Origin of the sequence: Actinophytocola algeriensis (assembly GCF_014203735.1) — a bacterium.
GTDB classification, from domain to species: Bacteria; Actinomycetota; Actinomycetes; order Mycobacteriales; family Pseudonocardiaceae; genus Actinophytocola; species Actinophytocola algeriensis.
Window position 1 is genome coordinate 900,363 of sequence record NZ_JACHJQ010000004.1, and the last position, 13,772, is coordinate 914,134.

The 13,772-nt window shown below is 71.1% G+C and carries 15 protein-coding genes; 7 read left to right on the forward strand and 8 right to left on the reverse strand.

Translation table 11 applies throughout. The features are described 5' to 3' along the window. The first annotated feature begins 7 nt into the window (after positions 1–7). Both leuD and FHR82_RS22220 read left to right on the forward strand, forming a co-directional pair. Positions 8–607, forward strand: coding sequence for a 3-isopropylmalate dehydratase small subunit (leuD, locus tag FHR82_RS22215; protein WP_184812365.1), 600 nt, complete (start codon positions 8–10; stop codon positions 605–607). 154 nt (positions 608–761) lie between these two features. Then, the gene (locus FHR82_RS22220; protein ID WP_184812366.1) at positions 762–1,418 is read left to right on the forward strand and encodes an HU family DNA-binding protein; all 657 of its coding nucleotides are present in this window, start codon (positions 762–764) and stop codon (positions 1,416–1,418) included. Between the two features lie 545 nt (positions 1,419–1,963). On the opposite strand, the gene FHR82_RS22225 is transcribed toward FHR82_RS22220, so the two are convergent. Genes FHR82_RS22225 through cofC form a run of 3 tightly spaced genes read right to left on the reverse strand, consistent with a single transcriptional unit; the run spans position 1,964 to position 5,678 of the window. Beyond that, entirely contained in the window at positions 1,964–2,842 is an 879-nt protein-coding gene (locus tag FHR82_RS22225) for an NUDIX hydrolase (RefSeq protein WP_184812367.1), read from the reverse strand. A gap of 4 nt (positions 2,843–2,846) precedes the next feature. Beyond that, a complete protein-coding gene (locus FHR82_RS22230) occupies positions 2,847–5,036 on the reverse strand; it encodes an RNA degradosome polyphosphate kinase (RefSeq protein WP_184812368.1) in 2,190 nt (729 codons plus the stop codon). Then, positions 5,037–5,678, reverse strand: coding sequence for a 2-phospho-L-lactate guanylyltransferase (gene cofC, locus FHR82_RS22235; protein ID WP_311771211.1), 642 nt, complete (start codon positions 5,676–5,678; stop codon positions 5,037–5,039). A gap of 140 nt (positions 5,679–5,818) precedes the next feature. Here cofC and FHR82_RS22240 point away from each other — a divergent pair, with 140 nt between their 5' ends. Both FHR82_RS22240 and FHR82_RS22245 read left to right on the forward strand, forming a co-directional pair. Beyond that, positions 5,819–6,562, forward strand: coding sequence for a lysophospholipid acyltransferase family protein (locus FHR82_RS22240; RefSeq protein WP_184812370.1), 744 nt, complete (start codon positions 5,819–5,821; stop codon positions 6,560–6,562). Further along, positions 6,555–7,562, forward strand: a complete 1,008-nt coding sequence (locus tag FHR82_RS22245) for an NAD(P)H-dependent glycerol-3-phosphate dehydrogenase (RefSeq protein ID WP_184812371.1) — start codon at positions 6,555–6,557, stop codon at positions 7,560–7,562. The genes FHR82_RS22240 and FHR82_RS22245 overlap by 8 nt, the downstream gene beginning before the upstream one ends. A gap of 40 nt (positions 7,563–7,602) precedes the next feature. On the opposite strand, the gene FHR82_RS22250 is transcribed toward FHR82_RS22245, so the two are convergent. Both FHR82_RS22250 and sigK read right to left on the reverse strand, forming a co-directional pair. Continuing rightward, on the reverse strand, positions 7,603–8,334 hold the full coding sequence (locus FHR82_RS22250) for an anti-sigma factor (RefSeq protein ID WP_184812372.1): 732 nt from the start codon (positions 8,332–8,334) through the stop codon (positions 7,603–7,605). After that, complete coding sequence (gene sigK / locus FHR82_RS22255) at positions 8,334–8,924, reverse strand: ECF RNA polymerase sigma factor SigK (protein WP_184812373.1); 591 nt, start codon at positions 8,922–8,924, stop codon at positions 8,334–8,336. The genes FHR82_RS22250 and sigK overlap by 1 nt, the downstream gene beginning before the upstream one ends. Before the next feature lie 242 nt (positions 8,925–9,166). Between sigK and FHR82_RS22260 the strand changes: the two genes are divergently transcribed. After that, positions 9,167–9,625: a cysteine dioxygenase gene (locus FHR82_RS22260; protein ID WP_184812374.1), complete on the forward strand. Its 459-nt coding sequence runs from the start codon at positions 9,167–9,169 to the stop codon at positions 9,623–9,625. A gap of 85 nt (positions 9,626–9,710) precedes the next feature. Here FHR82_RS22260 and FHR82_RS22265 read toward each other — a convergent pair whose 3' ends face one another. After that, entirely contained in the window at positions 9,711–10,385 is a 675-nt protein-coding gene (locus FHR82_RS22265; RefSeq protein WP_184812375.1) for a pyridoxamine 5'-phosphate oxidase family protein, read from the reverse strand. A 71-nt stretch (positions 10,386–10,456) separates the two neighbouring features. Here FHR82_RS22265 and pdxR point away from each other — a divergent pair, with 71 nt between their 5' ends. Both pdxR and FHR82_RS22275 read left to right on the forward strand, forming a co-directional pair. Beyond that, positions 10,457–11,839, forward strand: a complete 1,383-nt coding sequence (gene pdxR, locus FHR82_RS22270; RefSeq protein ID WP_184812376.1) for a MocR-like pyridoxine biosynthesis transcription factor PdxR — start codon at positions 10,457–10,459, stop codon at positions 11,837–11,839. A gap of 11 nt (positions 11,840–11,850) precedes the next feature. Next, on the forward strand, positions 11,851–12,948 hold the full coding sequence (locus tag FHR82_RS22275; protein WP_184812377.1) for a D-alanine--D-alanine ligase family protein: 1,098 nt from the start codon (positions 11,851–11,853) through the stop codon (positions 12,946–12,948). Here the strand turns inward: FHR82_RS22275 and FHR82_RS22280 are convergent. After that, positions 12,941–13,507 (reverse strand): DUF3515 domain-containing protein, encoded by a 567-nt coding sequence (locus FHR82_RS22280; RefSeq protein WP_184812378.1) that lies wholly within the window; start codon positions 13,505–13,507, stop codon positions 12,941–12,943. The two genes, FHR82_RS22275 and FHR82_RS22280, sit on opposite strands and share 8 nt — an antisense overlap. A 19-nt stretch (positions 13,508–13,526) precedes the next feature. Further along, a complete protein-coding gene (locus FHR82_RS22285; protein ID WP_184812379.1) occupies positions 13,527–13,760 on the reverse strand; it encodes an Lrp/AsnC ligand binding domain-containing protein in 234 nt (77 codons plus the stop codon). Between the last annotated feature and the right edge of the window lie 12 nt (positions 13,761–13,772).

Sequence of the window (13,772 nt, forward strand, 5' to 3'; positions counted from 1 at the left end):
AACGACGATGGAAGCCTTCACCACACACACCGGCGTCGGGGTGCCGCTGCGGCGGTCCAACGTGGACACCGACCAGATCATCCCGGCCGTGTACCTCAAGCGGGTGAGCCGGACGGGATTCGAGGACGGACTGTTCTCAGCCTGGCGCCAGGACGACCAGTTCGTGCTCAACCAGGAACCCTTCCGTGCGGGCAGCGTCCTGGTGGCGGGGCCGGACTTCGGCACCGGGTCCTCCCGGGAGCACGCCGTCTGGGCCTTGTCCGACTACGGGTTCCGGGTGGTCATCTCCTCCCGGTTCGCCGACATCTTCCGGGGCAACGCGGGCAAGCAGGGACTGGTCGCGGCCCAGTGCGAGCAGGCGGATGTGGAGCTCCTGTGGAAGCTCCTGGAGAACGAACCGGGCACCGAGGTGACCGTCGACCTCCGGGACAAGACGGTGCGCGCCAAGGACTTCACGGCGCCGTTCCAGGTCGACGACTACACCCGCTGGCGCCTGCTGGAAGGGCTCGACGACATTGCTCTCACGCTGCGGCACGAGGACGAGATCGGGTCTTTTGAGGCCTCAAGGGAACCGTGGAAGCCGACTACTACTACACTCTCCTCCTGAGGCCATCGAATAGGCAGCCACGCAACAAAATCCGACACCCCGGAAGGGGAAATTGGGCGAGTCGCGTGGAAAAAGTGCCGAGTTAGGCATACGGTGGCCAGAAGTCGGCCGGATTGGCCGAGAACGCAAGTGTGGTCATACGGAGGACTGAAGGGTGAACAAGGCCCAACTCATCGAGGCGCTCTCGGACCGCCTCGGCGACAAGAAGGCCGCAGGCGCTGCGGTCGATGGTCTCGTCGATGTGATCGTTCGCACGGTCAACAAGGGCGAGAAGGTGAACATCACCGGCTTCGGCGTGTTCGAGAAGCGTGCGCGCGCCGCTCGTACCGCGCGCAACCCGCGCACGGGCGAGACGGTGAAGGTCAAGAAGACCAACGTGCCTGCATTCCGTGCCGGCACGACCTTCAAGGACGTGGTGAGCGGCGCGAAGAAGCTGCCGAAGGTGGCTGCTCCGCGCAAGACCGCGACGGCGTCGACCGCGCGTAGCACGGCCGCTTCCACGCGGACCGCCGCTGCTCGCCCGACGTCCCGTGCGGCCGCTACCACCACGCGCAGCACGCGGACCACCGCCGCGAAGCCGGCCACGACCCGCGCAGCCGCCGCGAAGACGGCAGCGAAGGCCCCGGCGAAGACGACGACGAGGGCGGCGGCCGCCAAGACGACCGCGAAGGCCACCACCGCCAAGAAGGCCACCCCGGCCAAGGCGACGGCTGCCAAGCGGACCACGGCTGCCAAGGCGACCCCGGCGAAGGCGACTGCCGCGAAGAAGACCACGGCCGCCAAGCGGACCACCGCCGCGAAGAAGAAGTAACAACAGAGCACCAAGCCGAAGGCCGCCGCCCAGGGTATGGGCGGCGGCCTTCGGCTTTGCTGGGACGCCTGGGACACACAGGACCCGGCCATCGGCCCGCAGCGGCCACGTCAGGCGCGGAGAAGGCCCTTCACAGTGCCGAGTCCCGCGTGCGGGCAGGAGGCTCGCGCTCGAACCGGCTGTTTCGTCCGGAATCCGGGCCGGCCCGCGGCGTCCCGGGCCTCGTGAGCTTGAGGTTCGGGGCGGGCGGGGTTCCGGGCTGGAACACTCGAGTTGGTTGTTCCATGCGGGTCCTGGCGCACGCGGATCTCGGACTGGAACACATCGGGCCGGTTGTTTCACGCCGGTTCCCGGCCCACGGGAACGCGACTCGCGCGAGCTCAGCGGCCGCGGAACGCGTCAAGGCCCGTTTCGGAACCCGCCCGAAAGGGCGGTCCAGGGGTCGGCGAAAGGGCTACTCGCGGGCCGGGAATGGGGGACTCGCGCGGGTTTTGGGAGTGGCTACATCGGACAGGTGTGCGAAATCGTTGGGGCTCGGTGAATCATTACGGCACCCGGATGTAGTCCGCCGCCACGAGGTGGGTGCCGGCGAAGAACAGGGCCCACACGCTGCCCTTCTTGCTTTCCACGCGCCGCGGCAGGGACACCGGTGAATCGGCTGCCACACGCGTCACCAGGTCCGGGATGACCCCGCCCTGGCTGCACACCACGGAAACCCCGCCCCCCGCGGCGATCTCCGCCAGGCGGCGGGTGGCGGCGTCCGCCATGCCCTCGTACTTCCGCTCCGCCAGCAGTTCCTCTTCCACCACCGGTACACCGATGTCGTCAGCCACTGGCCGGACCGTCTCCACGCACCGCACCAACGGAGCCGAGTACACCCGTTCCGCGCCGTACACGGCCGCCAGCTCACGGACCGGCGGCACCTGCTTCTCCCCGTTGCGGGACAGCGGACGCAGCTCGTCAGCGTCCTCCCACTGCGCCCGGCTGCCCGCCTTCGCGTGCCGCACCAGCAGCACCGTCGTCAGGTCCGCTGGGAGTGCGGAGAACGCCGCCAGCACCGGGAGGTCGCGGTCGTGCGACAGCCGGGCCACCGCGTCCGGCACCGGCATCCACCGCAGGTCAGCCACTTCCTCCGACGGGACGAACTCCCCGTCGAGGTACCGGGCGGCGAAGTAGTCCACCACCTTGTGGTCCGCGCCGAGGAGGTACCCGGTGCGGCCGAGGAACCGGCCCAGCGCCACCCGCGCACCGGTCTCCTCCCGCACCTCCCGGTGCGCCGCGACCCGCGCGGACTCGTCCGCTTCCAGCTTTCCCTTGGGCAGCGTCCAGTCGCCGTACCGCTCCCGGTACACCAGCGCCACCTCGACGACCCCGTCCCGCAGGCGCCACACGACGCCGCCTGCCGCGGCGATCTCCCCTGCCATGCGGCTAGCCGAGGGCGCGGTGCTGGGCGAGCATCTGTGCCTGGTGGTCTCTCACCGACGACCCCTCCGCGGGTGACGCGGTCCAGTCGCCGTTCTGTTCCAGCACCCAGCAGCGGGTCGCCGGGTCCAGCGCGGACTCGAACATGCTGTCCAGCTGCGCGGTCAGCTTCGGGTCGGTGATCCGCACCTGCACCTCGACGCGCCGGTCCAGGTTGCGGTGCATCATGTCCGCGCTGCCGAGCCAGTGCTCGTTCGAGCCGACGAAGTGGAAGACCCTGGAGTGCTCGAGGAACCGCCCCAGGATCGAGCGCACCCGGATGTTGTCCGACAGCCCCTCGATGCCCGGCTTGAGCGCACAGATGCCCCGCACGACGATGTCGACCGGCACCCCGGTCTGCGACGCCCGGTACAGCGCGTCGATGACCTGCTCGTCCACCAGGCTGTTGATTTTCATGCGGATCCCGGCCGGGCGGCCCGCCCGCAGGTGCTCGGTCTCCCGCTCGATCTGCTCCACGATGCCGCGCCGAATCCCGTACGGCGCCACCAACAGCGAGCGGTACTCGTCCTGCCGCGCGTACCCGGTCAGCACGTTGAACAGGTCGGTGAGGTCCGCGCCGATCGACGGTTCGGCCGTCAGCAGGCCCACGTCCTCGTACAGGCGCGCGGTCTTCGGGTTGTAGTTGCCGGTGCCGATGTGGCAGTAGCGCCGGATGACCGACCCCTCCTGCCGCACCACGAGCGCGGTCTTGCAGTGGGTCTTGAGCCCCACCATGCCGTAGACGACGTGCACGCCCGCCTTCTCCAGCTGCCGCGCCCACTTGATGTTCGCCTGCTCGTCGAACCGCGCCTTGATCTCCACCAGCGCCACGACCTGCTTGCCTGCCTCGGCCGCGTCGATCAGCGCCTCGACGATGGGGGAGTCACCGGAAGTCCGGTACAGCGTCTGTTTGATCGCGAGCACGCGCGGGTCCGCGGCGGCCTGCTCGATGAACCGCTGCACGCTCGTGGAGAACGAGTCGTACGGGTGGTGCACCAGCACGTCGCCCTCGCGCAGGGTCGCGAACACGCTCTTGGGCGTCTCCCGCTCACCGAACGCGGGGTGCGTCGCGGGCACGAACGGCGGGTCCTTGAGGTCCGTCCGGTCGACACCGTGGAGCTGCCACAGGCAGGAGAGGTCCAGCAGTCCCGGCACGACGACCACGTCGTGCGGGTCCACGTCCAGCTCCCGCAGCAACAGTTCCATCATGTGCTCGCTCATGTCGTCGGCGACCTCGAGCCGCACCGGCGGACCGAACCGGCGCTGCGCCAGCTCACGTTCGAGTGCCTTCAACAGGTCCTCGTCCTGGTCCTCCTCGACCTCGAGGTCGGCGTTGCGGGTGACCCGGAACGCGTGCACCTCGGTGACCTGCATGCCGGCGAAGAGGTTGTCGAGGTGCGCCGCGATCAGCGTCTCCAGGGGGAGGAACAGCGCGCTGCGGTCCTCCCGCTTCTGCGAGATGGGGATGAGCCGGGACACGTTGTCCGGCACCTTGACGCGCGCGAACCGCTCGCCGCCGCCGCTCGGGTCCCGCACGGTCACCGCGAGGTTCAGCGACAGCCCGGAGATGTAGGGGAAGGGGTGCGACGGGTCGACCGCGAGCGGGGTGAGGACCGGGAAGATCTGGTCGTAGAAGTACTTGGCGAGCCGTTCGCGCTGCTCGTCGGTCAGGTCGGCCCACCGCGCGATCCGGATCTCCTGCTCGGACAGCGCGGGCCGCAGCCGCTTCTCCCACGCGGCGGCGTGCTGCCCGACGAGCTCCTGGTTGCGCTTGGAGATGTACGCGAGCTGTTCCCTCGGCGTCAGCCCGTCCGCGCTGCGCACCGAAAGGCCGGTCTCGTCGCGGCGTTTCAGGCCGGCGACCCGCACCATGTAGAACTCGTCGAGGTTCGACGAGAAGATCGCGAGGAACTTCGCGCGCTCCAGCAGCGGCTGCGACTCGTCCTCGGCGAGCGCGAGCACCCGCGCGTTGAAGTCCAGCCACGACAGTTCGCGGTTGAGATACCGGTCGTCCGGCAGGTCGGTGACCGCCGCGGCCGGGGTGACTGCGGGCGGCGAGGACGGCACCGGGCGGGGTTCTGGCACGTGCTCTTCGTGCTCGGCGTCGGTGGACTGCTCAGGGCTCGTCTCGGTGCTCACAACCTCATTGTCCAGCATTTATGGCGTGATGGTGCAGCCCAGTCCGAACGAGCGGGTGAACTTTCCCGTGGCCACGCCGAGACCCAGTTCGGCGGCCACGCCGAGATCGTCCTCGGTGTCCACGTCGCAGCGCAGCGACGGGCGGGCGGCCCCGACCAGGACCGCGCCGGTGGCCGCGTGCGCGGCGGCGGAACCCGGGCCGAACCGCGGGTTCAGCGGTGCGCCGGGTGCGGCGAGCAGGAGGGTCGTCCCGGTGCCCTGCCGGTCCGCGCAGTAGGCCCGCCTGCCCGCGGCCTCCGCGATGGCGGCGGTCAGGTCGGCAGGGCGCAGCGCGGGCAGATCGGCCTGCAGCGCACCGACGGTGCCCGCCGGGGTGCGGAGCGACTCCGCGCCGAAGGCCAGCGCCGCGTTCAGCCCTGGCAGGCCGCGCTCGTCGACGCAGTCGACACCGGTGCCGAGCAGTGCGGCGGGTACCCGTTCGTCCTCGCACACCACCAGCACCCGGCGCACACCCTCGGCCGAGATCGCCGCCGTCACCGTGTCCAGCAGCAGCGCGAGCACCAGCTCGGCGTGCTCGTCCACCGGCACGGCGCCCCGCAGCCGGGACTTCGCGCGGTCGAGCCGCTTGATCGGCACGACCAGGTCTGCTCCACGATCCACACACCCATCGTGCAGGACCCGGCGGCCACGCGTCGCCGCCGGGGCATACTCACTCATCGGAATCGAGCGGAGCTCGCGGAGCGAGCATCTGCCCGGAGTGGAGCTTGCGGAGCGGTCATCGCTGCGTACGAGGAGGACAGGTGCCGAGGCGACTGGAGAAGAGCGGCTTCTGGGTGTGGGTGACGGCGGTGGTCTTCTACCCGATCGCCTGGCTCGGCAAGACCACCGTGCACGGTGCGGAGAACGTCCGGCGCGAGGGTGGCGTCCTGCTGGTCATGAACCACATCTCCCACCTCGACCCGCCGGTGGACGCGGTGTTCGTGCACCGCAACGGCCGGGTGCCGAGGTTCCTCGCCAAGGACAGCCTGTTCCGGACGCCCGTGTTCAAGCGCATGATCTCCGGCGCGGGCAGTATCCCGGTGTACCGGGCGAGCGCGGCGGCGGGCGACAGCCTCGTGGCGGCGAGGGAAGCGCTGCGGGACGGCAAGCTGATCGTGATCTACCCGGAGGGGACGATCACCAGGGACCCCGATGGCTGGCCGATGCGGTCCCGCACCGGCGTCGCGCGCCTGGCGATGGAATGCCTCGAGCACGACATCCCGGTGCTCACCGTCGCGCGCTGGGGCACGCGCGACATCTTCAACGCCTACACGAAGAAGTTCCGGCCCTTCCCCCGCAAGAAGATCACCATCGACGTGTCCGCGCCGGTCGACCTGTCCGAGTTCAAGGGCCGTGACCTGGACAACGACCTCCTGCGCGAGGTGACCGTGTTCCTCATGACCCGGGTCCGCGAGCAGCTCACGGGCCTGCGGGACGAGCAGGCGCCCGAGGAGTTCTACAACCCGGCCAGGGCGAAGAAGAAGAGCACCGGCACCGATGGGTGACATGCGGGTCGCGGTGTTCGGTGCCGGTTCGTGGGGCACGACGTTCGCGAAGGTGCTGGCCGACGCCGGCACGAGCGTGGTCCTGTGGGCACGTCGGCGCGAGGTCGCCGAGGCGATCGGGGAGCGCCGCGAGAACCCGGACTATCTGCCGGGCGTGACGCTGCCGGAGAGCCTGGAGTCCACATCGGACCCGAGGGTGGCGCTGGCCGGGGCGACCGACGTCGTGCTGGCCGTGCCGAGCCAGAGCCTGCGGCACAACCTCACCGCGTGGCGGGGCCTGATCGACCCGTCCGCGACGCTGATCAGCCTCGCCAAGGGCGTGGAGCTGGGTTCGCTGAAGCGGATGAGCGAGGTCGTCACCGAGGTGATGGGCGTGCCCGAGAGCCAGGTCGCGGTGGTGTCGGGCCCCAACCTCGCCAAGGAGATCGCGGCCGGGCAGCCGACCGCGTCGGTGATCGCGTGCACCGACCACGACCGGGCCGTCGCCGTGCAGAAGGCGTGCACCACGGGCTACTTCCGCCCGTACACCAACACGGACGTGGTCGGCTGCGAGCTGGGTGGCGCGTGCAAGAACGTGATCGCGCTGTCCTGCGGCATGGCCGGTGGGCTGGGGTTCGGCGACAACACGCTCGCCACGCTCATCACGCGCGGGCTCGCGGAGACGGCACGGCTGGGTGAGGTGTTCGGTGCGGACCCGATGACGTTCGCGGGCCTCGCCGGGCTCGGTGACCTGGTGGCGACGTGCTCGTCCCCGTTGTCCCGCAACCGGTCCTTCGGGGAGCGGCTCGGCCGCGGCGAGACCGTCGCGCAGGCGCAGGCCGCGGCGCACGGCCAGGTCGCGGAGGGCGTGAAGTCGTGCTCGTCGATCCGCGAGCTGGCGTTGCGCCACGGCGTCGAGATGCCCATCACCGAGGTGGTGCACCGGGTGTGCCACGACGGTTTCGACCCGCGCGAGATGGCGGGCGAGCTGATCGGCCGCAAGACCAAACCGGAACGCTGACCGGCGGCGGCCCCCGTGGGGCAGGGGCCGCCGCACCGGGTCACGCTGGCAGCGGGACCTCCATTACTGCCGGCAGGGTCGGGGAGTCCGAGCCGCCATCCGGTTCGAGGGTCACGCCGATCGCGTCGGCGTCGCCGAAGCCGGAGATCTCCAGCACTGCGTCGCCGTTGTCCGGGGTCAGGAAACCGGCCGAGACCATCGTGCCGCCGTGGCCGGTCCACACCTGGAGGTCCTTGCCCTCAGGCGGGTTCGGCAGGTCATCGGTCAGCAGCAGCATCCGGTTCTCGGAACGGGACATGGCCACGGTCATCCGGCCGTCCTTGCCCTTGTCCACCGTCAGGACCTGGGCGTCGCCCGCGCGCAGGATCTCCGACATCTCCGCCGCCCGCGCCCGCGTCTGGTCCAGCTCGTCGTTCTGCCGCACCACCAGCACGCCCAGCGCGACCGCCGCCGCGAGCAGGACCGCCGCCGCCACGCTCGTCAACCGCAGCGCGATGGCGCGCCGGTCCCGGTGGCGCAGCGGGGTCACGGTGGCGCTGGGCGACTCCTGCCGCACCGTCTTGATCTGGTCGAGCACCCTGGCCTTCAGCGCGGGCGGCGGGTCCTCCGCCGCGGCGAGCGCCAGCCGGGTCGCGGTCTCCCGCAGCTCCCGCACCTCCTGCGCGCACGACTCGCACTCGGACAGGTGCCGCTCGAACGCGGCACGTTCCGCACCGGGCACCGCGTCCACGGCGTACGCACCGGTCAGTGCGTGGATGTCCGCTGTCGTCATCACGCCACCCCCAGGCAGTCGCGCAGCCGGATGAGGCCGTCCCGCAGTCGTGTCTTGATCGTCCCCAGTGGTGTGCCCAGCAGCTCGCCGACCTCGCGGTACGTGCGGCCGCCGTAGTAGGCGAGGAGCACCGACTCGCGCTGCAGGTCGGTCAGCGTGCGCAGGCACCGGCGCACCTGCTCCTGTTCGAGCCTGGTGGTCACCTGCTCGGCCACCTCGTCGAACGGTCTGCCGATGTCGCGTCTGCCGACGGTCTCGTCCCGGTCGGTGGCGGCCTGGGCGGAGCGCACCCGGTCCACGGCGCGGCGGTGCGCCAGGGTCATGGCCCACGTGGTCGCGCTGCCGCGTTCCGGGGAGTACCGGGCGGCGCTGCGCCACAGCTCGACCATGACCTCCTGCACGACCTCCTCCGACTGCGCCGGATCGCGCACGATCCGCCGCACGAGCCCGAAGACCGGCCCGACCAGCAGGTCGTACAACTTCTCGAAGGCCGGCTCGTCGCCGCGCGCGACGCGCTGCATCAGCTCGGCGCCGACGTCGTTCGCCGGTTCGGTGCGTGCTTCCCGCACTCTGCGCACCCGTTCGCCCATGACCACCTGCTCTCGTCTCCTGAGAATGTTCGGAGCCGGTGCGAGGCCGGATTGCCCACCACGATCCCACGGAGTGGACGGGATTGCCGCCTCTGTACGGCGGATGGCACGCTGTTCGCGTGCTGACGAGTGTGCTGAACCGCAGGCGGGGCTATGTCGCGCTCCGTCGTGCCGCCAGCGCGCTGTGTCAGTCTCGGTGAGTCGCCTGCGTCCTTTCCGCACTCCCGAGAAGGTTCTTCCTCATGTTCGCCGTTCCGGCCAACACCATCGCGTCTTCTTCTGTCGCCCCGACGGTCCACCCCGCGCTGGTCGCCCGCGCCTACGCCGCCGACCGCGCCAGGTGGGCCCACCTGCTCCGCTACGACCCCGACGAGCGGTTCGCCGTGCTCGTCGAGGCGACCGATGAGCAGGAGATCTGGCTCATGAGCTGGCTGCCCGGCCAGGAGACCGACCACCACGACCACGGCAACGCCACCGGTGCGTTCACGGTCGTGTCGGGCTCGCTGACCGAGCACGTGCTGCACCGGGGCGTCGCGCTGTCGTTGTCAGCGGGTCAGTCCCGGGTGTTCGGGCCGGGCTACGCACACCACGTGCGCAACGAGGGCCCGGACCCGGCGGTGACCCTGCACGTCTACCGCGGGACCCGCACCAACCGCGCTGTGTTCGGTGGGCTCGCTCCGCTCGGCGCTTCGCGAACCTGATTCCGGCGTCTTCCTTCCTGCGCTGCGCAGTCGCTCGTGGCCGAGCTCCCTGCGCTGCTCGTCAGTCCAGACGCCGGCGGTCCGCTCATTGCGGACCGTCCTGCCTCGTTCGCGAGCTGACGTAGTCCGGCACGCCGACCTCCGGCGGGAGGTGCTCGCACGGTTCCGGCGTGCCCCAGGTCCGCACGAGCGGCAGCACCCCCGCCCAGCTCGCGCCGATCCGGTCCGGGGTCAGGTCCTCCGGTTCCTCACCGGGGCCGCCGGAGCGGATCTTGACCGCCGCCTCGTGCAGGTCCAGCGCCAGCACGGCTGTCTTCGCGAACTCCTGCGGGCTCGGGCCACGCGCCTGGTCCCACGAGCCGGGCGCGATGTGCTCGGTGATCACGCGCAGCGCGTTGAGCTTCGCGTCCGGGTCGGTGACCGGCCGGGCCGCGCCGTGGATGGTGGCGGAGCGGTAGTTGACGGAGTGGTGGAACACCGCGCGGCTGTAGATGACGCCGTCGAGCAGCGTCACGTTCACGCACACCTCCGCGCCGGCACCCGCGCGCAGGCTCGCCGCGCCGGTCGACCCGTGCACGTACAGCGTGCCGTCCTCGTGGCCGTACCCGGTCGGCACGACCACCGGGTGCCCGTCGGGAGTCACGAACGCGAGGTGGCAGATCAGTCCGGCGTCGAGCACCCGCTCCAGCGCGGCGCGGTCGGTCACGCCCCGCTTCTTGCCGCGTTGGATGGTGCTGCGTGGAGTCGGTGAGAGCGTCACGCCTCCTACTGTGACGAGTAGAGTGGCATCATTGAAGGGCCACGACCCATCGATTCTGGAAGGCCACTTTCATGGCCGAGACCCCCGTTCTGCCGGTCACGCTGGACCGCGAGTCGCCGGAGCCGCTGGCCGTGCAGCTGGCAGAACAGCTCCGCGCCGCCGCGGGCGACGGCAGGCTTCGCAGCGGTGACCGGCTCCCGTCGACCCGCGCGCTCGCCGGTGAGCTGGGGGTCAGCCGGACCGTCACGGCCGCGGCCTACGAGCAGCTGCACGCGGAGGGCTGGATCGCGGGCAGGCACGGATCGGGCACCTACGTCACCACCTCGCCACCCGGCATGCTGCGCGCCGACCGGAAACCGGCGCGCCGCGACACCGGGCGGGACGACGTCGTCGACCTCACGCCGGGTTCGCCGTGGGCGGAGGGCATCGAGCAGGCGGCGTGGCGGCGGGCGTGGCGCGCGGCCTCGCACGTGACGCCGATGGTGCGGCCGCAGCGGGCCGGGCTGCCGGAGTACCGGGCGGCGGTCGCCGAACACCTGCTGCGCCACCGCGGTCTGCGCATCGGCGACAGCGAGGTGCTGCTGGCGACCTCGGGCACCAGCTCGGCCGTCGCGGAGCTGGGCCGTGCCGTGCTGCGGCCCGGTGACATGGTGGCCGTCGAGGAACCCGGCTATCAGCGGGCGGTCGGTGCGCTGCGCACCGCGGGCCTGCGGGTCGTGCCCGCGACCGTCGACGCCGACGGGCTGCTCGTCGAGGCGATCCCGGCGAACGTGCGGGCTGTGTACTGCTCGCCCGCACACCAGTACCCGCTCGGCGGCCGCATGTCCGCCGCCCGCCGGGTCGCGCTGGTGGAACGGGCGCGGGAACAGGGCTGGCTCGTGGTGGAGGACGACTACGACGGCGAGCTGCGCTACGACGTGGCCCCGCTGCCGCTGCTGGCCGGGCTGGCCCCGGACGTGGTCGTGCACCTCGGTACCACGAGCAAGATCCTCACGCCGACGCTCGGCATCGGCTGGCTGGTGGCGCCGCCGTCCGTGGTCGCGGCCGTGCTCGCGCACCGCGACGCGACCGGCATCGGGCCCGCGCCGGCCGGTCAGCTGGTGGTCGTGGAACTGGCGCGCGGCGGCGACCTCGGCAGGCACCTGCGCCGGTTGCGGCGCGAGCTGTCGGAACGGCGGACGCTGGTCGTGGAAACGCTGGTGCGCGGCGGGGTCCGGGTGCTCGGCGACGACGCGGGCGCGCACGTCGTGGTGCCGGTGGCCTCTGCCGAGGACGAACGCGAGCTGGTGCGGTCCGGCCTGGAGCGCGGTCTGCTGCTCGACGGGCTCGCGCGCCACCACGTGGGCAGGGCCCGCTGGTTCGGCGTCGCGCTCGGCTACGCGGCCTGCTCCCGTGACCAGCTCAAACGGTCCCTGCCGGTGCTCGTCGAGCTGGCGGGACCCGGCGCCGGGTAGGGTCGCGAGCCATGGCCAGCCAAGAACGCGTCCGCGTCGCAGTGGTGTTCGGTGGGCAGAGCACGGAACACACGGTGTCCTGTGTGTCCGCGGCGAGTGTGCTCGCGAACCTGGACCCGGAGCGGTTCGAGGTCCTGCCGGTCGGCATCACGCCCGACGGCTCGTGGGTGCTCGGCCCGGCCGACCCCGCGACGCTCGCGATCGACGGCCGCACGCTGCCGACCATCACCTCCGGCACCGCGCTGACCCTGCCTGCCGACCCGACGTCCGCGAGCCTCGTGGTGCTCGAACGCGGTCGCGAGGGCGAGATCCTGTCCGCTGTGGACGTGGTGTTCCCCGTGCTGCACGGTGCCTACGGCGAGGACGGCACGATCCAGGGGCTGCTCGAGATGGCCGGCCTGCCGTACGTGGGTGCCGGGGTGCTGGCGAGCGCGGTGGCCATGGACAAGGAGTTCACGAAGAAGGTCCTCAAGGCCGAAGGCCTGCCGGTCGGCCCGTACGAGGTGCTGCACCGCGGCGACGCTTCCCTGACCGGCGAGCAGAAGGACCGCCTCGGGCTGCCGGTGTTCGTGAAGCCCGCGCGGGCCGGTTCGTCGACGGGCATCACGAAGGTGTCGGACTGGGCCGAACTCGACGAGGCCATCGCCACCGCACGCGCGATCGACCCGAAGGTGCTCGTCGAGTCGATGATCGTCGGCCGCGAGGTCGAGTGCGGCGTGCTGGAGTTCCCCGACGGCCGCGTCGAGGCGTCCCTGCCCGCGGAGATCCGCATCCTCGACGACGCGCTCGAGTTCTACGACTTCGAGACCAAGTACCTCGATGACACGGCCGAGCTGGACATCCCGGCGAAGCTCGACGACGCGATCACCGACAAGCTGCGCACCATGGCGGTGAAGGCCTTCCACGCACTCGACTGCCAGGGCCTGGCCCGCGTGGACTTCTTCGTCGGCCCGGACGGCACCCCGATCATCAACGAGCTGAACACCATGCCGGGCTTCACCCCGACGTCGGCCTACCCGAAGATGTGGGCCGTCACGGGCGTCGACTACCGCACACTCCTGTCGACCCTGATCGACACGGCCGTCGCCCGCGGCACGGGACTCAGGTAACCGGCAGGACCTTCGCGATCGTCTCCGACATCTCCTGTACCACGCCTGTGCCGGCGTCATCGGGGATCGTCAGCGCGACGTACACCGGGCGGTCGACCGTGTACCAGGTGCTGGCGCCCTCACCCTCGACCAGCAGCCACTTCACCTTCGAGATCGCGCTCGAGATCTCGCGCAGGCTCTCGGTCGGCGCGTGCTCGGGCTTGGGCAGCCCGCAACGCAGCACGACCGGCTCGCCCCGGTCGCCGGCCCACGCGGCAGCGGCCGGGGGAGCGGGGTCGGCGAGCGGGAGCCGTGCCAGCTCGTCGCCCTTGCTCGGGAGTTTCGCGGGCAGCGCGCCGACGAGCTTCGCGCACTCGGGTGCGTTCGCGTCCGGTGCGTCGACACCGGCCAGTGCGAGCGGACCGGTGCGGGGCGCCTGCGACGTGGTGGTGGTCGGGGCGGCCTCGTCGGACTCGCTGCCGCCGAGGACCTGGCTCGCGATGATCACACCCGCGACGAGCACCGCGGCCAGCCCGGCCGCGACGAACAGGGTCACACGGGACAGAGGTTGCTCGGACACGCCCCAACTACAGCACGTCTCAGAGATGGACCACCGGGCAGGTGAGGGTCCGCGTGATGCCGTCCACGTTCTGGATGCGCGCCACGACCAGCTGACCCAGCAGGTCGACGTTGTCGGCTTCCGCCCGCACGATCACGTCATAGGGTCCGGTGACATCCTCCGCGGTCGTCACACCCTGGATCTGTGCGATCTTGGCCGCGACCGCGGCGGCTTGGCCGACCTCGGTCTGAATGAGGATGTATGCGTGGACCACGGCGCGCCCCTT